This is a genomic window from Kribbella sancticallisti (assembly GCF_039530625.1).
GTDB classification, from domain to species: domain Bacteria; phylum Actinomycetota; class Actinomycetes; order Propionibacteriales; family Kribbellaceae; genus Kribbella; species Kribbella sancticallisti.
This window is the reverse complement of sequence record NZ_BAAAOS010000045.1, coordinates 157,138-177,994: the sequence shown is the minus strand read 5'-3', so window position 1 is coordinate 177,994 and position 20,857 is coordinate 157,138. Positions and strand designations below refer to the sequence as shown.

Genomic DNA, 20,857 nt, shown 5'->3' with positions numbered 1-20,857 from the left:
GGGCGCCGTGGCTCCGATTCCCTCTGGCCTGCCTCCGAGAGAGGATGCGGATATGCCTTTGTTCAAGCGCCGCCGCAAGGCCGCCGTCGCGACCGGTGATCCGATCGGCGCGTTCTGGGCCTGGTGGACGGCCACCGGAGCGGCCGAGGTCGCCGCCGCCATCGCGCGGCAGGACCCGAGCGCCACCGCCGACGCCCTGTCCAAGCACGTCGGCCGGATCCACGGCAACCTCGACTGGGAACTCGGTCCGGGACTGCACGCCGAACACGTCCTGGTGGTGACCGCGGCCGGCGATCCCGGCACCCGCGCCGTCGCCCGCCGCTGGCTGCGCGCCGCCCCGCCCTCCGACCACGTCTGGGAGTACGCCGACATGCGCCGCCCGGCCCCCGACGTCACCATCCAGTTCGAGGGGATGCCGCCGGTTCAGATCGACGCGGCCCTGGTCACGATCGAGACGGACCTGCGTGAGGCGGCCCTGCACGTCGGCGTTCACCACCCGACCTTCAGCCAACTCCCCGAGCACCTGCAGAAGCGGGTCACCTTCCTGCTGCTCGACCTGGTCCTCGGCGAGGAACTCGTCGAGACCTGGGTCGGCGCGATCGAGACCGCGGTGGAGCGCCCGGCGGACGCAGTACCGATTGCTCAGTTGCTGCCGGCTGTTGCCGCGTTCGCCGCTGATCACGTCGCCGAGGACGGTGGGCCGAGCTGGCGGCTGATGGAGGGCACGACCGCTGCCGGGCATCGCCTGGTGGCGACCGCGATGGTTCCGCTTCGGTCGATCCAACTGCCGCACCTGGACACCCATGTCGCCGTGTCGGTGCCCTACCTCGCTGCCCGCGACGACGGGCTCCCGCAAGACGAGACCCTGAGCCATTTACGCGACTTCGAGGACCATCTCACCGCGCGGCTCGGCGACTCGGGCCGGCTGCTCGCGCACGAGACGGCGGACGGCTCCCGGATCCTGCACTACTACGTCGACGGCACCACCCCGGCCGCCGCTCAACTCCAGGCCGCGACCACCGGTTGGCCGGACGGCCCGGTCACCCTCGCCGTCTCCCCCGACGCAGCCTGGGAAGCCGTCCGCCACCTCAGCTAATGTCCGACTCAGGACACTAGGCCGTCCGGCGTTTGAGGGTCGCGGCGCCCAGGGCGAGAGCGCCGAGGATGAAGGCGAGGACGACCATGGTGTCGGTGCCCGCGCCGCTGTCGAATCCGTTGCCCTGGGCAACTCCAATGACCGCGTCGACGGCGTACGAGAGTGGCAGCACGTCACTGACGGCCTGCAGTACGTCGGGCAGGTTCTCGCGCGGGACGAAGAGTCCGCAGAGCAGGAGTTGCGGGATCATCACAGCCGGCATCATTTGAACCGCCTGGAACTCGGTGGCGGCGAACGCGCTCGCGAACAGGCCGAGCGCAGTACCGAGGACGCCGTCGAGCACCGCGACCACGCCGAGTTGCCAGGCGTCGCCCTGGATGTCCAGGTCGAGCGCGTAGAGCGAGATCGACACCACCACGACCGCCTGCACCACGGCGATCAGTGCGAACGCGAGCGCGTAGCCGAGCAGGAAGTCCAGCTTGCCCATCGGCAGGGTGAACAGCCGGGACAGAGTGCCGGTGGATCGCTCCCGCAAGGTGGCGACCGAGGTGACGATGAACATGATGATCGCCGGGAACACCGCCAGCAGCGGACCGCCGACCCGGTCGAAGGTGGCGGGGGAATCGAGGAAGATCCACCACATCAGGGCGATGAGCACGGCCGGTACGACGATCAGCATCGCCACGGTCCGGTGGTCCCGGCGCAACTGGGCGATCACCCGGGCCGCCACGGCCAACGTCACTCGCGGAGTCATCGCGCACCTGCTTTCCGGTCGATCAGGGTGAGGAAGGCCTGTTCGAGGTCGCCGGTGCCGGCCGATTCGAGCAACGCCTGCGGGGTCTCGTCGGCGAGCAGGTCGCCTTCGCGCATCAGCAACAGACGGTCGCAACGACTCGCCTCGTCCATCACGTGGCTCGACACCAGCAGCGTGGCGCCGTCGTCCGCAAGCCGGTGGAACAACTCCCACAGATCGCGGCGCAGGACCGGATCCAGGCCGACCGTCGGTTCGTCGAGCACCAGCAACTCCGGGTTGCCGAGCAACGCGGCCGCCAGCGAGGCCCGCGACTTCTGCCCGCCGGACAGCCGGTCCACCCGCGCGTCGGCGTGACTGCGCAGGTCCACCGCGTCGATCACCCGCTCGACGTCGTCCGCCGCGACTCCGAGCACCGCGGCGAAGAAGCGCAGGTTCTCGGTCACGGTGAGGTCGCCGTACACGCTGGGCTCCTGCGTGACGTATCCGATCCGCTCCCTGAGCTTGGGCGCCCCGGCCGGCAGCCCGAGCACCTCGACGTCCCCGGTGACCTTGGCCTGCAAGCCCACGATCGCCCGGATCAACGTCGTCTTCCCACACCCCGACGGCCCGAGCAACCCCGTCACCGACCCCTGCCGCAGGCCGAATCCGAGCCCGTGCAGCACCTCTCGTTCCCCCCGCACGACGACCACGTCCCGGCACGTCACCGCGTTTTTCACCATGTGATGAATTTAGCTCTCACCGCCACCCACCGCAACACCTGAAAGCTCAGCTCAGCGCATGTCCGGTCGCCTGCGCCAACGCCCCGAGATCCGGTACGCCGTACCGCTGCCGCAGCGCCGCGAAACGCCGTACGTTGTCCGGCCCGAAGCGCCGCACACTCGTCGCGTAGGTGTCCGCACTGACGAACACCCCGGCACCGCGCTTGCTGTGGAACTTGTCGGCGTACAGAACCAACTCCTCCTCCACCGACTCGGGCAGAAAGTCGCCCGGAGGAAGTGGCAGTCTCTGCCGTTGGATGTCGTCGCGGGTCAGGCCGACGCCGGTGTGGTGTGAGCAGAACCGCCCGAGCGCGTCCGGGAGACCGAGGTCGCGGAGAACTTCTTCGCCGAGGATGCCGTGGCGGATGTAGTCCGTGGGGTCGAGCTCGCCGCCGACGTCGTATAGGCGGTAGACGCCGATGTCGTGGAGCAAGCTGCCTGCCCGGACCAGTTCGACGTCGACCGCGAGATCGTTCGTCACGATCAGCTGTTCGGCGATCTCGCAGACGATCCGGCAATGCGTCTGGACGAGTTCGAAGGCCGCTGCGGTCGGAGCGTACTTCTCGTGCAGAGCGCGGATCTCTTCGTCGGAGGGCAGCGTCACGGCGCGGTCAGGTAGTGCTGGATTGTGGGGGCCATTCGGTTGATCAGGGTCTGGACGTCGGCGGAGGCTATGGGCTCCAGCTCGATCAGGTAGCGGGACAGGGCCATGCCGATGAGGTGGGTGGCGACCAGCGAGACGCGGAGTTCGGCGTCGGGCAGTTCGAGGGTCTCGGCGACCGGGTGGATGATCATCTTGGTGATGCCCTCGCGCATCAGCCGGGCCACGTCCTCGCTGCTGACCACGCTGCGCAGGAGGGCCTTCATTCGTTGCTGGCCGTCGGGGGACTCCCAGACGCCGAGGAAGACGGTCACGATGCGGCGGCCGAGCTCATCCGGCGGGCCGGCGAGGATCTGCGCGGCCACCTGGCGCGGGTCGATCGGGAGGGCTAGCGCCTCGATGAACAACTCGTCCTTGCCGCCGAAGTAGTGGTGCACCAGCGCGGCGTCCACGCCCGCCTCACGGGCCACCGCGCGGAGCGAAGTACCGGCGAATCCCTTGCCCGCGAAGGATTCCCGGGCTGCGGCGAGGATCTCACCTCTGGTGTCGGGGCCACCAGGGCGCCGCCCGGCCGTACGCGGTTTGCCGGCTGGGTCTGGCGTAGCGGGGCTCACGAGTTGAGCTCCGACACCTCGCCGTCGCTGGTCACGGCGAAGGCCGAGCGCCGGGACGCGGCGGCGTCGGTGGTCCGGACGAAGTGCTTGCGGGTGAAGTCGAGCGACTCGATCAGATCGACCTCGCGCTCGGACCGGCTGGTCGCGCGCCGGGTGTTGATCTCGATGATAATGTGACCGCGGAAGTCCCGGTTCGCCAGGCCGTGCAGCAGATCGGCAGCCCGCTGCGTACCGCGCCCCGGAACCAGGTGCTCGTCCTTGGCCGAGCCGGTCCCGTCGGTCAGGTGGACGTGCTTGAGCGTGCTGCCCATCGTCGCGGCGAGCTCGACGCAGTCCTGCTCGGCGGTCGAGGAGTGCGACAGGTCGAGAGTGGTGTGCGCGTAGCTCTGCTCGGTCGGGTCCCAGCTCGGCGCGTACGCCTGCAGGCCCTTGCCCGGCGCCCGCCACGGGTACATGTTCTCGACCGCGAAGATGACCCCGGTCTCCGCCTCCAGCCGCGCAATCCCCTCGACGAAGCCGCGGGCGTAGTCGCGCTGCCAGCGAAACGGCGGGTGGACCACGACGACGTCCGCGCCGAGCGCCTTCGCCGCCTCGGCACTGCGGTCGAGCTTCTCCCACGGGTCGGTCCCCCAGACCCGCTGGGTGATCAGCAGGCACGGCGCGTGGATCGCCAGCACCGGCAACTGGTGGTAGTCGACCAGCCGCTGGATCGCGTCGACCTGGGTGCTGAGCGGGTCGATCCCCACCATCACCTCGACGCCGTCGTAGCCGAGCCGCGCCGCCAGCTCGAAGCAGCTGGCGGTCGACTCCGGATAGACCGAGGCGTTGGAGAGGCCGATTCGTGCAGTGTCGCGGGGGGTCATCGTGGCGTGCCTTCGCAGGGGGTCATCGGGGTTGCAGCTGGTCAAGCCGGGACAGGATCACGCCTTCGCGCAAGGCCCACGGGCAGACCTCGAGCGAGGTCAGGTCGAACAGGTCCATCACGGCGTCGGCCACCAGCGCGCCCGCGACCAGCTGACTGGACCGGCCGCTGGAGACACCCGGCAGGTCAGCGCGCTCGGACGCGGTCATGCCGATCAGCTTGGGCATCCACTCGGCCAGGTCCTCGCGGTCGAGCGACCGCGGCACGTACGGGCCGTCCTCGGACGGAGCCGCCCCGCAGATCCGGGCCAGCGACCGGAACGTCTTGCTGGTGGCAACGGACCGCTGCGGCTTGCCGGCCCGCAGTACGTCGCCCGCCACCGCCGCCATCTCCACCCGGATCCGCTTGCGCAGCGCCTTGACCTCGTCCTTGCCGGGCGGGTCCTGGGTGAGCGACTCCCGGGTCAGCCGGCCGGCCCCCAGCGGGACGGACACGGCGACCGTCGGCTCCTCGTCCGACCCGGCCGCGATCTCCAGCGACCCGCCTCCTATGTCGAAGACGGCCAGCCGGCCGGACGACCAGCCGAACCAGCGCCGGACGGCGAGGAAGGTCAGCCGGGCCTCGTCCTGACCGGTCAGCACCTGCAGGTCGATCTTGGACTCCTTGCGGACCCGGTCCAGCACCTTCTCGCCGTTCGGGGCCTCGCGCAGCGCGGAGGTGGCGAAGGCGAGCACGGACTCGCAGCCCTTGTCCTCGGCCAGCTCGGCCGCCTCCTTGACGAACGAGACCAGCCCGTCGGCTCCCGACTGGGCGATCTTGCCGTCCTTCTCCAGATGCTCGGCCAGCCGGAGCTCGGTCTTGTGCGAGTACGCCGGCAGCGGCGCGGCACCACGGTGTGCGTCCACCACGAGGAGGTGGACGGTGTTGGATCCCACGTCGAGTACGCCGAGCCGCATACCCTCACGCTACTGGACTCCTGGTGTTCACCTGGCGGGCATGCCGGGGTATCGGCTCCGACGACGTACTCTTTCGGAGTGCCTGAGGTATCTCTTGACTTCCCCCGTGCCTATGTCGAGTTCGTCGATCCCGACGACGCCGACCAGGTGTTCCGCTGTGACCTGACCTGGCTGACGTCGAACTGGACGTGCATCTTCGGCGGAGGCTGCCAGGGCATCTACAAGGGCCGGCCGAACGACGGCTGCTGCACCCTCGGCGCGCACTTCTCCGACGCCGACGACGAGGCCCGGGTGAAGACGTACGTCAAGCAACTGGGCAGCGAGGACTGGCAGTTCCGCAAGGAGGGGAAGAAGAACGGCTGGGTCGAGACCGACGACGACGGCGACCGCAAGACCCGCGTCTGGGAAGGCGCCTGCATCTTCCTGAACCGGCCGGACTTCGCCGGCGGCGGTGGCTGCGCGCTGCACGGGCTGGCGCTGAAGCAGGGCGTGCACTTCGTCGAGACCAAGCCGGACGTGTGCTGGCAACTGCCGATCCGCCGCACCTTCCGCGAGGTCGAGCGCCCGGACGGTACGTCGTACACGGAGGTCGGGATCGGCGAGTACGACCGGCGCGGCTGGGGGCCGGGCGGGCACGACCTGGACTGGTACTGCACCGGCAACACCGAGGCCCACATCGCGGTCGAGGCGGTGTTCGAGTCGAGCAAGGTCGAACTGCAGACGCTGATGGGACTGAAGGCGTACGACGTACTGGCGGAGTACTGCCGGCGGCACCTCGAAGCGGCCCGGCCGTTGCTGCCGCACCCCGCGTCGAAGTAGCCGCTTCCCAACTAAGGGTTGCCTTTCTTCGACACCCCGGGTCCGCGCGGTCAACCGTTTGCCGCCAGAATGATGCGCATGCGCTTGGATCATCTTTCGTACGCCGCCGGCCCTGACGGTTACCAAGCCACGGTCGAGCGGTTGTCCGCCGCGCTCGGCGCGGAGTTCGTCGACGGCGGGGTGCACCCGCGCTTCGGCACGGTGAACCACGTCCTGCCGCTGGAGAACGACCGCTACATCGAGGTGGTCGACGTGCTCGACCACCCGTCCTCGGACAAGGCGCCGTTCGGCCAGGCCGTCCGCGCCCGCAAGGAGTTGGGTGGCGGCTGGCTCGGCTGGGTCGTCGCGGTCCGCGACATGGAGCGGATGGAGAAGCGGCTCGGCCGCGAGGCCGTCCCCGGCAACCGGCACCGCCCGGACGGCGCGAACATCACCTGGCGCCAGATCGGCGTGAAGGGCCTGATCTCCGACCCGCAACTGCCGTTCTTCATCCACTGGGACGACCTGAGCCAGCACCCGTCGGTCGGGGGTAAGGGCGTCAAGCTGACCGGCCTGGAGATCGCCGGCGACCCGACCCGCGTCACCGACTGGATCGGCCACCCGGCCGACCACCTGCTCGACGACCTCGACGTCGCCTGGGTCGGCCCGAACGGCCAGCCCGGCCTCGTCGCCGCCGTCTTCCAGACCCCGGCGGGCATCGTCAGGTTGTGAGCTCCTCCGCCGGGACGTGTTGTGGGTCGGCGGCGTACTGGGAGATGGTTGCCTGAGGCATCCTGCCGGGTGATGACGGGCTGCACCCCGCGTCGACGGCTTATCTAGAGGAGTTCCAGCTCGGTCAGGGCTGTCTCCAGGTGGGTGAGGAGGCGCTGGAGGTGGGGGACGGTGCGGCGGCAGCCGGTGAGGCCGAAGTGGAGTTGGTGGGCGTAGCTGGTGACGCTGATGTTCAGGGCCTGGCCGTTGAGGACGATCGACGCGGGGTACATGCCGAGCAGGCGCGAGCGGTTCCAGTACAGCGGGCTCTCTGCCGGGCCGGGGATGTTCGAGATCACCAGGTTGTACGGCGGGGCGGTGCGGCCGGCTAGTCCTGGGATGACTGCGGCCGGACCCGCCGAGCCGACGCCGATGGCTCCCATCATCAGGTTCTGCAGGGGGCTCAGCTGGGACAGGAACTGCTTGCCGCCGGCAGTGGACTCCATGATGCGGCGGATCCGGCGTTCGGGGTCGGGCTGGTCGGTGGCCAGGTCGGCGACCAGCGTCGCCAGGGAGTTCGCTCCGCCCGGAGCGGCGGTGTCGGAGGAACCTCTGAGCGAGACCGGCACCATTGCCGTCAACGCCTTGTCCGGAAGGGCATTCAGCTCCAGCAGGTAGTTGCGTAGGGCACCCGAACACATCGCGAGCATCACGTCGTTCAGGGTGGCGCCGGTGTTCGCGCGGACCTTCTCCAGTCGTTCCATCGGCCAGGACTGGGCCGCGAACCTGCGGGCGCCGGTGATGGGCTGGTTGAAGATCGTCTGCGGGGCTTGGAACGCGACCGACGAGTTCTCGCTCTGCAGCCTCCTGAACGCACCACGCAGACCAACCGACGAGAGCCCGGCCAGATCCCCGAGCACCCGTCCTACCCCACCAACAGCCCGGCCGGCTTCAGCCGGAATCCGCCCCACCGCCGCGAAGAGCTCAGCCAACGACGGCCCTCCACCAGCAACCACGTGCTGCCCACTCCCCACCGCTGGCTCCACCCGATCACTGCGAGCCCACTCGCCTAGCCCGCCTGGCTGTTCTATCGGTAGGGCGTAGGGCGCAGGCATTCCAGTTTTCGTCGGGTCGGTGGTGAGCATCTGCTGCATCCAGCGGAGGGCGGTGACGCCGTCGACCATCGAATGGTGGATCTTGGTGTAGATCGCGAACCGCCGCCCCTGCACGCCCTCGATCAACTGCATCTCCCACAACGGCCGGCGCCGATCGAGCAGCGTGCCGTGCAGCCTGCTGGTGAGCTCGAACAACTCCCGGTACCGCGCCGGCCGCGCCAGCCCGGACAGCCTGACGTGGTACTGCAGGTCGATCTCGTCGTCCTGCTCCCACGTCCAGTACCCGAGGTCCAGCGGACGGTTCCGCACCCGCCGGCCGAAGACCGGATTGATCGTCTGGTTCTCGGTGATGTCCTGGTAGAGCCGCGACACGTAATCCCGCGTCCCGTCCGGGAACACCTGGTCCCGCGCACCCTCCGGCAACTCGAACAACATCAGCCCGCCGACGTGCATCGGCTGCTCGCGCGTCTCCCCCAGCAAGAACATCGCATCCAGCGGCCCCACCGCGGTCATCCGTCCTCCCGGTGTCGATGCCCTCCGAAGCTATGACTTAACTGCCCAGACAGCAAACAGCGGGGCCACCTCCACAGTGGAGGTGGCCCCGCTGTCAGGCGGTCAGTCGAGTGGGCGGTAGTTCACGCCGAGGGCCTCGATTCGCTTCAGGTGGGGGCGGAGGCGGGTGAGGAACTCGTCGTACGACGTTTTCGGGGAGCCCCAGGCTCGTTCGGCGAAGGCGGACAGGCGTGGGAGGAGCATGTAGCCGACGCGTTCGGGGTCCTCCATGTACTCCGTCCAGACCTGGCACTGCGTTCCCACGATCCGGGCCTGCTCCTCGTCGGTCAGGCCGGGCGGGACCACCTCGAAGTCGTACACCTTCTCCAGCGGGGTGAAGTGCCCGATCGCCAGCGGCTCGGTCTCCGGGTCGCCCTGGTAGTAGTCGAAGTAGACGGACTGGTTCGGCGCCATCACCACGTCGTGGCCCGCCTTCGCCGCGACCTCGCCGCGGTCGGGACCACGCCACGCCATGATCACCGCGTCCTTCGGGCAGTCGGTCTCGACCATCTCGTCCCAGTTGACGAGCCGCCGGCCGCCCTCGGTCAGCACCGCCGCCACCTGCTCGGTGAACCACCCCTGCAACTGCCCCGCGTCGGTGAGCCCGAGCTCGGCCTGCCGCGCCTGCGCCGCGTCCGAAGTACGCCACTGCACGTCCGGGCACTCGTCGCCGCCGAGGTGGATGTACGGGCCGGGGAAGATCTCCAGCACCTCGCGCAGCACGGTCTTCACGAACTCGACGGTCTCGTCGTTGACGTTCAGCACGTCGTCGCTGATGCCCCAGATCTGCCGTACTCCGAGCTGCGTGTCCGGGTTGTTGCCGAGCTCCGGGTACGCCGCGATCGCGGCCTGCATGTGCCCCGGCAGGTCGATCTCGGGGACGACGGTGATGCCCCGGTCGGCGGCGTACGCGACGATCTCGCGCAGGTCGTCCTTGGTGTAGAAGCCGCCGTGCCGGGTCCCGTCGTACTCGAACTCGGTCTGGCCGTGCGCCATCTTGCCGACCATCGACTCCGGTCGCCAGGCACCGACCTCGGTGAGCTTGGGGAAGGCCTCGATCTCGACCCGCCAGCCCTGGTCGTCGGTCAGGTGCAGGTGCAGCACGTTCAGCCGGTGCAGCGCGATCACGTCGATGATCCGCAGCACGAACTCCTTCGGCAGGAAGTGCCGGGCGACGTCGAGCATCATCCCGCGCCAGCCGAACCGGGGCGCGTCGGCGATCCGCACGGCCGGTACCGCGACGCCACCGTCGACCTCGGTGGCCGAGTCGAGCAGCTGCCGGTAGGTCTGCTCGGCGTTGCGCAGAGCGTCCTCGGATCCGGCGGACAACCGCGCGCCGTCCGGCGTCACGTCGATCCGGTACTCCGTCTCGCCGAGGTTCTCCACCACGGTCCGGACGGCGTCGGCGGCCGGGTCCTCGGTGACCCACTGGCCGTCGCCGGTGACGAGTTCTCGGGGGGCTGGGACGATCGCGATCTGTTCGGACATCCGGACTCTCCAGGGGTCTGCGCTGCCAGGTTTCAGCGACCCTACCTGCGCGGACCACCGGATCCACAGGTCGGGTCCACGCTCTGAACTGTTCATAATTCATTTCCCTCGAACACTGCCGAGCATTTCGCCGGGAGCAAATCAGGCTGCCGGGAGCCCCAGTCAGTGAGAAGGTGAGCGGGTGACCGCCGACCCCGATCCGTCCAGCCCAGAACGGCCCGCGACCTCCCCGCGACGGCCCACCGACGCGGTGCCCAGCGCAGTACCGGAGACGGCTGCTGATCTGCAGCAGGGGACGGTGCGGGTGCTGGTGGTCAGCAACGTGCTGGGCGGAGTCGCTGTCGCCAGCGGGTTCGCGGTCGCCGGACTGCTCGCCGAGAACATCTCCGGCTCGACGTCGATGGCGGGGCTGGTGGCCACATCGACCACCCTCGGCGCCGCGATCCTCGCAGTACCGCTGGCCAGGCTCGCCCGATCGCAGGGCCGCCGGATGTCCCTGACCGTCGGCTACCTGATCGCCACCGCGGGCGCCCTGCTGAGCATCGTCGCGGCGCAGATCGACTCACTGGCGTTGCTGCTGTTCGCCGGCTGCCTGTTCGGCAGCGGCTCGGCCTCCAACCTGCAATCCCGGTACGCCGCGACGGACGCGGCAGATCCCCAGCACGTCGCCAGGTCCCTCTCACTGGTCGTCTGGGCAACCACCATCGGAGTAGTCGTCGGCCCCAACCTCACCGGCATCGGCGGCTCAGTCGGTACAACCGTGGGGGTTCTCGCGCTGGCCGGGCCCTACATCTTCTCCGTCGTCGCCTTCGCCCTGGCGCTCGCCACTGTCTGGTTCGGCCTCCGCCGGCTGCATCAGGTGACCGTCCGGACCAAGGTCGAACGCCAGCCGCTGACCATCACCTTCCGGCGGGTGATGGAGATTCCCCAAGCCAGGCTGGGACTGCTCGCGATCGCCACCGCCCATGCGGTGATGGTCGGGGTGATGTCGATGACGGCGGTGCATCTGCGCCACCACGGCGCCTCCCTGACCATTGTCGGTTTCGTCATCAGCGCCCACGTGGCCGGCATGTACGCGCTGTCGCCGGTGATGGGCTGGCTGACCGACAAGCTCGGCCGTATCCCCACCATCGGGATCGGCCTGGCCATCCTCGCCTCGGCGATGACTGTCGCCGCCCTGGCTCCGGACGAGGCCCACAGCCTCACCGCCCTCGCCCTGGTCCTGCTCGGCCTCGGCTGGTCCGCCTGCCTGGTCGCGGGATCCACCTTGCTGTCCCGCTCGGTCCCGGAGGACATCCGCACCTCCGCCCAGGGCCTGTCCGACCTGACCATGGGAGCCCTCGCGTCGATCGCCGGAACCGCCTCCGGCCCGATCCTGGCCTACCTCGGCTTCCACTGGCTCGCAGTACTGTGCGGCCTGATCTTGATCCCCGTCGCCCTGCTGGCGGCCACCACCAAGCAAACCAGTGCGACACCGGGGCACTAGGGTTCGACGCATGGCGAGTATCGCGGACGGGGGGATTCCCAGTCCCAACATCTGGCACCACCCGGCCGTCTACGAGATCGAGAACAAGGCGGTCGACCCGGACGGGGTGATCGAGCCGGCGATGCGGGCGATCCGGGACTGGGCCGGCACGACCGTGCTCGACCTGGGGTGCGGGAGCGGGTTCCACCTGCCGATGTTCGCGGCCACCGCGGCCCGGGTGATCGGGGTCGAGCCGCATGGCGACCTGGCCGCGGCAGCGCAGCGGCGTACGAGGGCGTTGGGCAATGTCGAGGTACGGGTGGGCACGGCGCAGAAGGTGCCGGTCGCGGACGCGTCGGTGGATGTGATGCACGCACGCTGGGCGTACTTCTTCGGGCCGGGTTGTGAGCCGGGCCTGGCCGAACTGGACCGGGTGATGCGCCGGGGCGGGACCGCGTTCGTGATCGACAACGACGCGTCCCGGTCCACCTTCGGCCGCTGGTTCGCCGAGGGCTACCCGATGATCAAGGCGCCCGAGGTGGAGCGGTTCTGGATCGCCCGCGGCTGGCACCGGACGCCGCTGGAGATGGGCTGGCGGTTCGAGCGGCGGGAGGACCTGGAGGCGGTGGTCCGGATCGAGTTCAAGCCGGCCGACGCCGAACGCTTCCTCGCCTCGCACACCGGCGTCGAGGTCGACTACGCCGTCAACCTGTGGAGCAGGACCTACTGAAAGCCCGAGCGTCCGTGGCGAGCGGCCACGGCGCGGCCGCGGCGCGCGGCCCGGCTGCGGAGACCCGGTCGTCACTCTAAGGTGAGCATTCGCACCGATACTGGGAGGCGCCAGGCCGGCATGGACGGACTGCTGCTCGAAGGGTTGCCGGGCTTACCGCCGCAACTCCGGTTCCACCATGGCGAGCGGCGGGCCCTGGTGGTCGGCGACGCCGGTTCGGCCCGGCGGCTGGCCGACCTGATCGCTCAACTCGAGGAACCGCCTCCGGGCGTCGTGGTGAAGGCCGGCGGCCGGGTGCGGCTGGTGCCGGCCGAAGGTGGTCTGCTTCCTCATCTCACCATCCTCGGGAACATCGTGCACGGCCACACGGTGACGCACCGGGTCACCCGCCGCGCCGCCGAGGACGTGAGCCGGCTGGCGGCAGTCGAGTGCGGCTTGGGCGATGTCCTGGAACGCTTCCCGCACGAGACCACCGCCGGTCGCCGTCGAGTGGCCGGCGTCGCGCGGGCGCTGCGAGGAGGGCCCGCGGTCATCGTGCTGGAGGACGCGCCCGGCTTGCCGACGTGGGGGTCCCTGCTGCAGTTCGGCAGCAACGGCGAACTCGCGGGACCGGTGCTTCTGCTCATCACCACCGACTCCAACCGGACCGCGGGGTTCGTCCATGCCGAGTAGCCGCCGAGCCTTCCTGGGAGCAAGTGCCGCGCTGGTGGCGGCGGGCTGCTCCGGTACTCCGGACGTCCTCGGGTTGCGGCGCAGCGTACGGATCGCCGTGAGCTGGAGCAGCCAGGAACTCCGCGCCTTCCAGAGCGTGCTCGACGGGCTCGGGCGACTCGACTACCCGGTCGAGGTGGTCCCGCTCGGCGACGACATCTCGACGGCGTTCGGGCCCAGGTCGGCCCGGCGGCCCGACATCGTGATGCTCCCGCAGCCCGGGCTGGTCGCCGACCACGTGGACGATCTGGAATCGATGCCCGAGGATCTGGCCGGTCGCGGCCGAGCCAGGCTCTGGGACGAACTCCTGGTCGTCGGCGGTACGACGTACGGGCTGCCGTTCAAGACGGCCCACAAGTCGGCGGTCTGGTATCGGCCGTCGGTGTTCGAACAGGCCGGGCTGCAACCGCCCAAGCACTGGAGCGACTGGCTCGAGGTGAACAGATCCCTTGCCCTGGAGGGGATCCGGCCGTTGGCGCTGGCCGCCGGAGACGGCTGGGTACTGACGGACTTCCTGGAGAACGTGCTGCTCGGCTCGTCGCCGTCGGCGTACCGGGCACTGGCGGTCGCGGACCACCCGCGGCCGTCGGAGTCGCCGCAGTTCGCCGCGGCGCTGCGGTTGCTCGGGTCGATGTGGTCGGCGCCAGGCGCGCTGGCCGGCGGGGTGGAACGCTCGCTCGTGCAGCAGTTCCCGGACGCGATCCTGGAGGTCTTCGGGCATCGCCGGGCCGCCATGGTGCTCGCATCGGACTTCGCCGAGCCGGTGGTGCACTCCTTCGCCGCCGACCCGGCCGATATCGCGATGTTCACCTTCCCCCCGATCAATCACGGTACTGCGGCCCCGGTGGTCGTCGGCGGCGACGTGATTGTTCTGCCCAGGCCCAGCACCGAGGACGCCCTCGACCTCGTCCGCCGGCTGGCCGCGCCGGCCGCGGTGGATCCCTGGGTCTCGGCCGGCGGCTTCCTGGCGGACGGGAGAACGTCGGGGTACTCGCGCGAACTGTCGCTGCTGGCGGGGCAGTTGGTTGCGCCGGGCACCTTGTTGCAGTTCGACCTGTCCGACCGGCTGGGCAGCCTGGGCGCGATCAACGGCTTGTGGCGGGTGCTGACCGACTTCCTGGTCCGGGTCGGCAACCGCGGCAGCGACCTCGTCCCGGGTGCGGTGGAGGCCGCACTGGACGAGTTGCGGAAGGTGGAGAGCTGATGGGCCTGCAGAGCAACGGTCTGTCGCTGGAGATCGTCGGCCGGGAGATCAGCGGGCGACCGGTGCCGGGCAAGCCGCGGCGGGCGGCCGGGCCTTATCTGCTGGGACTTCCGGCGCTCCTGCTGAGCAGTCTGCTGCTGATCCCGATCGCCGTCACCGTGGTGGCCGCGTTCCGGGAACCGGGCGGCTCGTTCGGGTTCGGCAACTTCGCGGTGATGAGCGACCCGGCCGCACTGCATGCCGTCGGCAACAGCCTGGCCTGGATCGCAGTCGCGCTCGGCTTGGTCGTGGTCGGTCTCCTGCTGGCTCTGATCAGCTACCGGCTGCCCGGCCTGTCGACGTTCCTGCAGCCCGCGCTGGTGATTCCGTTCGCCGTCTCGGTGCTGGCGTCGGGTGCGACGTTCCGGCTGATCTTCGACCCGACACCGGAACGCGGTACGGTCACGGCTGTCTGGACCAAGTTGTTCGGGTCGAGCCCGGTCTGGCTTGGGCCGGGCCTGTTCTGGCTGGTCCTGGTGTCGGCGTTCGGCTGGACCTGGCTCGGGTACGTCGTCTCGCTGTTCCGGGCCGGCCTGGACGCCATCCCGCACGACGTGAGCCGGGCCATCGCGGCTGAAGGCGTCACCGGCTGGCGGCGGGTACTCGCTCTCGAACTCCCCCTGCTTCGACCGATCACCGGCGTTGTCACGCTGACTCTGGTGATCGCGGCCGTGCGGGTCTTCGACCTGGTGCTGATCGTGGTGCCAGGACCGATGCAGCGCGACGCGGACATTCTCGGCCTGCACTGGTGGCGCGCGACCGCTGCCGGCGAAGCCGAGGGAAGAACGGCCGCGCTGGGCGTGGTGCTGTTCGCCGTGGTGTCGGCGGTGGCGGTGATCGGAGTTCGAGGCCTGCGTCGCCGCCGCTGGGCCGTGCCGGTCAGCGTGCTTCGCAAGGACGCCACTCTGGGCCGCCCGAAGCTCAGCCGCCGAGCGCGGCGGATCGGCTGGACAGCAGGGTTCGTCGTGGGCTTGTTCTGGGTCCTGCCGGCGGTAGTGCTGGTGGCCACCGCTCTGCACTCCCCTCGCGAAGCAGGACTGGGTGGCTGGTGGTCCCTGCGGGGAATAGGCCTGGATTCCTTTGCTGCTGCGGCGAATGCGGGTCTACTGCGGGCTCTGTTGTCGACAGTCCTGATCTCCTCGGTCGCGACGATCGTGCTGCTGGTGATCGCGGTGCCGACTGCGTATCTCGTGGCCTGGGGCGGTCTACCTCACTGGCTGGGACGGGTGGTCACGTCTGCGTTCGTAGTACTGGCGGTGACGCCGGTGCAGATGTATGCGGCGCCGCTGCGGGACGCGATCAACACGGCGGGCCTTGCGGGTTCGCGGATCACATTGGCTTTGGTGCACGCGGCTGCGGGACTTCCGTTCGCCGTCTTGTTGCTGCGGTCGGCCTTTGCGTCGGCTCCACCCGCGCTGGTTGCTGAGGCGCTCCAGGGGCCGGCGCGGCAGAGCGCAGTACTGGCGACTGTGCAGAGGACGTACCGGCCCGCTCTGGTGGCTGTGGCTGTGCTGGAGTTCGCCCTGGTGTGGAACGACTTCATCGTGGGCTTCCTGATCAGCGGAGCCGGTACTACGCCACTCTCGCTGGTGTTGTGGGGCGAAGCCCGGCAGTTCTCCGCGTCGGGAGGAACGGTGGCCGCGGCGGCTGTCGTGGCCTCCGTAGTACCGGTGGTTCTGCTGTTGTCGTTCTGGCAGACGGTAGTGCGCGGCCTGACGGTCGGGAGCAAGCCATGACCTCTCCTGACGCACGTCAGCCGGAGAAGAGCGCCAAGCAGGAGCGGCGGCGCGGAGACTTCTTCGGTATCAGCGCGCTCGCTTCGGCGTTGCTGTCCGGGCTTGCCGGCGACAAGCTGTCGCAGAGTCTGGACAGCGGCGGCTGGGTCAGTGTGGTCGGCTTCAGCCTGACCATCGGGTTCGCGCTGATCTGGGCGATCTACAACGCGCCGATCGGGATCCGCCGGTTTCGCCGCTGGCGAGCCGGGACACCGGCCGAGCCCGGCGAGCTGCACACCGCCGCCGAGGAGGCCGAGCAGTGGCTGGTCTCGCTGGGCTCCGAGGTGGGTGGCATGGCGGCCGTCGAGTGGTTCGAGCAGCAAGAGCCCGTACTGCGCGAACTGCTGGCCACGGAGAAGGCGCGAGAGGACAACGCGGACGACATCGCGCGCATCTGCGACGCAGTGGAGACCTGGTACCTGCGGCTACGGCAACCGGCCGAGCTGCTGGAGCTGAGCGAGTACCTCGCTGCTGTGGCTGACGGTTGCGGTCGGCGTGACTTGGTGGAGCTGGCCGCAGTACGGGCCGCGACGGCGTACCGGATGCTGGGAGACCTGGGTGCGGCGAGCACCCGGCTGGGCATCTCCGAGAACGTGGCACCGGCTCGGCGCGGGCACAGCCGGACTGCGGCTGCCCTGGCTACGCGACGGCAGGTCGAGAGGGCTCTGCTGAACCTGGCGCGGGCTGAACTGGCTCCGGCCGGCAACGACCGGGACGATGCCGTGCTGAATGCGCGGGACCGGTTGGACGATGCCTGGTTGACCAGGCCGGGACCTGATCTTGCTGGTGAGGTGGCGATTCAAATCAACTCGGCGATCGTCCACCTCTATCAACACGACGCTGAAGCCGCGCTGGACCAGCTGCGGCCTGCCGCGGCGAAGGCCTCGGCAGCTGGGGATGCGAGTGCTTATGCGCACGCGCTCGAACTGACCGGGGTGGCCGCATGGATGCAGCAGAGTCACCAGGGCGCCGAGCAGTGGTGGCAGAAGGCCGAGCGCTTGTACGCCGAGATCGGTGAGTGGGAAGGGCAGGCGCGGTGTCTGCAGCACCTCGGGTCGGCCGAGCTGGTCGCCGAGGGGCCTGGCACTGGGCGAGCTCGACTCGAGCTGAGCGCGACGCTGCGGGGCGGCGAGTCCGGGCACGCCACGCTGTCGAAGTACTTGGAGGAGTCTCGCCGGAGGGAGGAGCCGTCCGGGCCCGCCGAAGAACCTCCGCATCGCGCGGCCGCCAACTGGCTGCGCCGTTTGCTCACTCGTCAGTCCGGCTGATGCTCTGTGGATAGTCCGCCGTCGATTGTCGGTGCGGTGAATTAGGTTGGTCGCCATGGTGAAGGCAGCGGGGTCGACCAGGTCCAAGGCGGGGAAGTCGCCCTTCGCATGCAGCGAGTGCGGGTGGACGACGCCGCGGTGGATCGGGCGCTGTGGTGAGTGCCAGGCCTGGGGGACGGTCGCCGAGGTCGGTGCACCCAAGGCCGCGCGGATCACGGCGGGCCCAGTGTCGTCGCCCGCGATGCCGATCGCCAAGGTGTCCGCTGTTGAGGCCGAGTCACGCCCGACCGGGATCGGCGAGCTGGACCGTGTGCTCGGCGGCGGTGTCGTGCCAGGCGCGGTCATCCTGCTCGCGGGTGAGCCGGGCGTCGGCAAGTCGACGTTGTTGCTGGAGGTCGCGGCGCAGTCGGCCCGGAAGGGGCAGCGCACGCTGTACGTGTCCGGCGAGGAGTCGGCCGCGCAGGTCCGGCTCCGCGCGGGCCGGACGGACGCGCTCGTCGACGAACTGTTCTTGGCCGCCGAGACCGATCTCGGCGCCGTCGTCGGACAGGTGGACGCGGTCGAGCCCGCGTTCCTGGTGATCGACTCGGTGCAGACGATGGCGCACCCCGAGGTCGACGGCGCCCCCGGTGGCGTCACCCAGGTCCGCGAGGTCACCGGCGCCCTGGTCCGGCTGGCCAAGGAGCGCAACATCGCGGTCGTGCTCGTCGGCCACGTCACCAAGGACGGCGCGATCGCCGGCCCGCGGATGCTCGAGCACCTGGTCGACGTGGTGCTCGCGTTCGACGGCGACCGGCACTCGGGGTTCCGGATGGTGCGGGCGACGAAGAACCGGTTCGGCCCGTCCGACGAGGTCGGCTGCTTCGACATGGTCGACACCGGCATCGTCGAGGTGAGCGACCCGACCGGCCTGTTCGTCTCCGAGCACGCCGAGCCGGTCGCCGGGACGTGCGTCACCGTGATGATGGAAGGACGCCGGCCGCTGCTGGCCGAAGTACAGGCTCTGGTGGGGCCGTCCGCGGCACCACAGCCGCGGCGTACGACGTCCGGGCTGGAGTCGTCGCGGGTCGCGATGGTGCTCGCGGTGCTGGGGAATCGCGCGGGGCTGAAGCTGACCGACCAGGAGGTGTACGTCGCGACCGTCGGCGGGGTGAAGATCACCGAGCCGGTCGCGGATCTCGCCGTCGCGATCTCGGTGGCGTCGTCGGTGATGGACAAGCCGATCCACCCCGGCCTGATCGCGATCGGCGAGGTCGGCCTGGCCGGCGAGGTCCGCCGCGTCGGCGGCCTGGAGAAGCGGCTGGCCGAGGCGGCCCGGCTCGGGTTCACCAAGGCGATCATCCCCGCCGACGTCCCGAACCGCTCCAAGGACACCAAGCCGATGGACATGCAGGCGAAGTACGGCCTGCGCACCTTCGCGGCCGGCGACATCCGAGCCGCCCTGATAGCCGCCGGCCTCGGCTGACCTGCCGGACCTGACCGTCAGATCAGGCTGTGGCGCAGGAGTACCGCGTGCTCGTCCAGCGGGCGGGACTCGATCAGGGTGACGGAGCGGCGCTTCCGGTTCTCCGGGAAGAGACGCTTGCCGGCGCCCAGGAGGACCGGGTGGACGACGATGCGCCGCTCGTCGAGCAACCCCGAATCCTCCAGCGACGCCGCGAGCGTGGAACCACCGGTCAGCAAGATGTCACCGCCCGGCTGCTGCTTGAGCTCCCCCACAGCCTCGACGGTGTTGACGACGGTGGTGTTCCAGTCGGCCTGCTCCAGCGAGGACGAGACGACGACCTTCGGCGTCTTCCGCCAGACCGGCGCGAAGGCCAGGTCGTGCTCGTGGGTCGACATCGACTCCACCTCCGGCCAGTAGCCCGACATCATCTCCCAGACCACCCGCCCGTACAGGAAGGTGTCGGCCTGGCCGACCAAACCCAGGCTGTACTTCGACAGCTTGCCGGTCATCACGGCCCAGTCGAACTCGCCGTTCGGGCCCTCGATGAATCCGTCGAGAGAGGTGTGGACGAAGTGGATGATCCTGCGCATGGCGTGCTCCTCGGTGGTCGTGTTCGCCTTGCTGTCACCTCCTGGTCGGAGCCGGCCGGAGCGTTTTGACATCGACGGGTGAGACGGGTGTCCGTGCCGCGGAAGGGCGGAACTACTCTGGTGGCGCCCCCAACCGGCCTCAGAAACAGGCCGTCCCCCGACCGGAGGAGCACTCGAGATGACCGGTTCCAAAGTTGTCGCCCTCGGCCACTACCAGCCCGAGCGGGTGCTGACCAACGCCGAACTGTCGACCATGGTGGAGACCAACGACGAGTGGATCCAGAGCCGGGTGGGGATCAGGGAGCGCCGGATCGCGGCGCCCGACGAGCAGGTCGACGAGATGGCCTGGCGGGCCGCGGAGAAGGCGATCGCGAACTCCGGCCTCGACGTGGCCGACATCGACATGGTCGTCGTCGCGACCTGTACGGCGATCGACCGCTCCCCCAACATCGCCGCCCGGGTGGCTGCCCGGCTCGGCCTGTCCACCCCGGCCGCGCTGGACGTCAACACCGCGTGCTCCGGCTTCAGCCACGCGATGGCGACGGTCGACCACGCGATCCGCGCTGGGGCCGCCTCCAAGGCGCTGGTGATCGGCGTCGAGAAGCTGAGCGACTTCACCGACTGGACCGACCGGACCACCTGCGTCCTGATCGGCGACGGCGCCGGCGCGGCCGTGGTGGTCGCCTCCGACGAGCCGGAGATCGGCCCGGTGGTGTGGGGTTCGGTGCCGGAGATGTCGGACGCGGTCCGGATCGAGGGCCGGGAGGGAAAGTTCGCCCAGGAAGGGCAGAGTGTCTTCCGCTGGACCACCACGCAACTGCCGGTGATCGCCCGCCAGGTCTGTGAGAAGGGCGGCGTGACGCCGGAGGAACTCGGCGGCGTCGTGCTGCACCAGGCGAATCTGCGCATCATCGAGCCGCTGGCCAAACGGCTCGGCGCGGTGAACGCGGTGATCGCCCGGGACGTGGTCGAGTCCGGCAACACCTCCGCGGCCAGCATCCCGATCGCCTTGTCCAAGTTGGTGGAACGCCGCGAGATCCCGGCCGGCGCGCCGGTCCTGCTGTTCGGCTTCGGCGGCGGCCTCTCCTACGCCGGCCAGATCATCCGCTGCCCCTGACCCACCACCGCACGTCACCGGCATCCGTTGTGGCTGGTGGGATCCGCGTTCACCCGCTCGTCATTCGGGGCTGTTTCCTCTTGCACGAGCGGGTGCACGATCAGATGCACGGGCGTTTGCAAACGCGACCGGATCGCCGGAGAAGCGACTGGCCGGAAAGCAGGTGGGTCGGTCACATCGTCGCTCTGAGCCGCATAGACTCAGGG

At 69.6% G+C, this 20,857-nt stretch carries 20 protein-coding genes; 11 read left to right on the top strand and 9 right to left on the bottom strand.

Going from position 1 to position 20,857, the window contains the following annotated elements:
* Positions 1 to 52 precede the first annotated feature (52 nt).
* Complete coding sequence (locus ABD255_RS29025; RefSeq protein ID WP_344219562.1) at positions 53 to 1,096, top strand: DUF695 domain-containing protein; 1,044 nt, start codon at positions 53 to 55, stop codon at positions 1,094 to 1,096.
* 16 nt (positions 1,097 to 1,112) lie between these two features.
* Here the strand turns inward: ABD255_RS29025 and ABD255_RS29020 are convergent, their stop codons facing one another.
* From ABD255_RS29020 to ABD255_RS28995, 6 genes are read right to left on the bottom strand one after another with little or no spacing between them, the layout of a single operon-like run.
* Positions 1,113 to 1,850, bottom strand: coding sequence for an ABC transporter permease (locus ABD255_RS29020; RefSeq protein ID WP_344219561.1), 738 nt, complete (start codon positions 1,848 to 1,850; stop codon positions 1,113 to 1,115).
* Complete coding sequence (locus ABD255_RS29015; RefSeq protein ID WP_344219560.1) at positions 1,847 to 2,569, bottom strand: ABC transporter ATP-binding protein; 723 nt, start codon at positions 2,567 to 2,569, stop codon at positions 1,847 to 1,849. Before ABD255_RS29015 ends, ABD255_RS29020 begins: the two co-directional genes overlap by 4 nt.
* Before the next feature lie 46 nt (positions 2,570 to 2,615).
* The gene (locus ABD255_RS29010; RefSeq protein ID WP_344219559.1) at positions 2,616 to 3,212 is read right to left on the bottom strand and encodes an HDIG domain-containing metalloprotein; all 597 of its coding nucleotides are present in this window, start codon (positions 3,210 to 3,212) and stop codon (positions 2,616 to 2,618) included.
* The gene (locus tag ABD255_RS29005) at positions 3,209 to 3,823 is read right to left on the bottom strand and encodes a TetR/AcrR family transcriptional regulator (protein WP_344219558.1); all 615 of its coding nucleotides are present in this window, start codon (positions 3,821 to 3,823) and stop codon (positions 3,209 to 3,211) included. Before ABD255_RS29005 ends, ABD255_RS29010 begins: the two co-directional genes overlap by 4 nt.
* A complete protein-coding gene (locus tag ABD255_RS29000; RefSeq protein ID WP_344219557.1) occupies positions 3,820 to 4,686 on the bottom strand; it encodes a sugar phosphate isomerase/epimerase family protein in 867 nt (288 codons plus the stop codon). The genes ABD255_RS29005 and ABD255_RS29000 overlap by 4 nt, the downstream gene beginning before the upstream one ends.
* 22 nt (positions 4,687 to 4,708) lie before the next feature.
* Positions 4,709 to 5,641 carry a Ppx/GppA family phosphatase gene (locus ABD255_RS28995; protein WP_344219556.1) on the bottom strand — a complete coding sequence of 311 codons (933 nt, stop codon included), beginning with the start codon at positions 5,639 to 5,641 and terminating at the stop codon, positions 4,709 to 4,711.
* A 78-nt stretch (positions 5,642 to 5,719) separates the two neighbouring features.
* On the opposite strand from ABD255_RS28995, the gene ABD255_RS28990 reads away from it, so the two are divergent.
* Positions 5,720 to 6,460 (top strand): DUF3109 family protein, encoded by a 741-nt coding sequence (locus ABD255_RS28990; RefSeq protein ID WP_344219555.1) that lies wholly within the window; start codon positions 5,720 to 5,722, stop codon positions 6,458 to 6,460.
* Between the two features lie 78 nt (positions 6,461 to 6,538).
* Positions 6,539 to 7,171 (top strand): VOC family protein, encoded by a 633-nt coding sequence (locus ABD255_RS28985; RefSeq protein WP_344219554.1) that lies wholly within the window; start codon positions 6,539 to 6,541, stop codon positions 7,169 to 7,171.
* A 104-nt stretch (positions 7,172 to 7,275) separates the two neighbouring features.
* Here the strand turns inward: ABD255_RS28985 and ABD255_RS28980 are convergent, their stop codons facing one another.
* On the bottom strand, positions 7,276 to 8,778 hold the full coding sequence (locus ABD255_RS28980; protein WP_344219553.1) for a WS/DGAT/MGAT family O-acyltransferase: 1,503 nt from the start codon (positions 8,776 to 8,778) through the stop codon (positions 7,276 to 7,278).
* A 102-nt stretch (positions 8,779 to 8,880) separates the two neighbouring features.
* The gene (locus ABD255_RS28975) at positions 8,881 to 10,305 is read right to left on the bottom strand and encodes a beta-N-acetylhexosaminidase (RefSeq protein WP_344219552.1); all 1,425 of its coding nucleotides are present in this window, start codon (positions 10,303 to 10,305) and stop codon (positions 8,881 to 8,883) included.
* Between the two features lie 181 nt (positions 10,306 to 10,486).
* On the opposite strand from ABD255_RS28975, the gene ABD255_RS28970 reads away from it, so the two are divergent.
* From ABD255_RS28970 to radA, 7 genes are all read left to right on the top strand, one after another.
* Complete coding sequence (locus ABD255_RS28970) at positions 10,487 to 11,791, top strand: MFS transporter (protein ID WP_344219550.1); 1,305 nt, start codon at positions 10,487 to 10,489, stop codon at positions 11,789 to 11,791.
* A 10-nt stretch (positions 11,792 to 11,801) separates the two neighbouring features.
* Positions 11,802 to 12,500 (top strand): class I SAM-dependent methyltransferase, encoded by a 699-nt coding sequence (locus ABD255_RS28965; RefSeq protein ID WP_344219548.1) that lies wholly within the window; start codon positions 11,802 to 11,804, stop codon positions 12,498 to 12,500.
* Positions 12,501 to 12,620: 120 nt separating this feature from the next.
* A complete protein-coding gene (locus ABD255_RS28960) occupies positions 12,621 to 13,172 on the top strand; it encodes a P-loop NTPase family protein (RefSeq protein ID WP_344219546.1) in 552 nt (183 codons plus the stop codon).
* The gene (locus tag ABD255_RS28955) at positions 13,162 to 14,415 is read left to right on the top strand and encodes an ABC transporter substrate-binding protein (protein ID WP_344219544.1); all 1,254 of its coding nucleotides are present in this window, start codon (positions 13,162 to 13,164) and stop codon (positions 14,413 to 14,415) included. Before ABD255_RS28960 ends, ABD255_RS28955 begins: the two co-directional genes overlap by 11 nt.
* Positions 14,415 to 16,190, top strand: a complete 1,776-nt coding sequence (locus ABD255_RS28950) for a sugar ABC transporter permease (protein WP_344219542.1) — start codon at positions 14,415 to 14,417, stop codon at positions 16,188 to 16,190. Before ABD255_RS28955 ends, ABD255_RS28950 begins: the two co-directional genes overlap by 1 nt.
* Positions 16,187 to 17,497 (top strand): hypothetical protein, encoded by a 1,311-nt coding sequence (locus ABD255_RS28945; protein ID WP_344219540.1) that lies wholly within the window; start codon positions 16,187 to 16,189, stop codon positions 17,495 to 17,497. The genes ABD255_RS28950 and ABD255_RS28945 overlap by 4 nt, the downstream gene beginning before the upstream one ends.
* A 55-nt stretch (positions 17,498 to 17,552) precedes the next feature.
* The gene (gene radA / locus ABD255_RS28940) at positions 17,553 to 18,962 is read left to right on the top strand and encodes a DNA repair protein RadA (protein ID WP_344219538.1); all 1,410 of its coding nucleotides are present in this window, start codon (positions 17,553 to 17,555) and stop codon (positions 18,960 to 18,962) included.
* 17 nt (positions 18,963 to 18,979) lie between these two features.
* Here radA and ABD255_RS28935 read toward each other — a convergent pair whose 3' ends face one another.
* On the bottom strand, positions 18,980 to 19,534 hold the full coding sequence (locus ABD255_RS28935) for a dihydrofolate reductase family protein (RefSeq protein WP_344219536.1): 555 nt from the start codon (positions 19,532 to 19,534) through the stop codon (positions 18,980 to 18,982).
* Positions 19,535 to 19,712: 178 nt separating this feature from the next.
* Between ABD255_RS28935 and ABD255_RS28930 the strand changes: the two genes are divergently transcribed.
* On the top strand, positions 19,713 to 20,651 hold the full coding sequence (locus ABD255_RS28930) for a beta-ketoacyl-ACP synthase III (protein WP_344219533.1): 939 nt from the start codon (positions 19,713 to 19,715) through the stop codon (positions 20,649 to 20,651).
* The last annotated feature ends 206 nt before the right edge of the window (positions 20,652 to 20,857 follow it).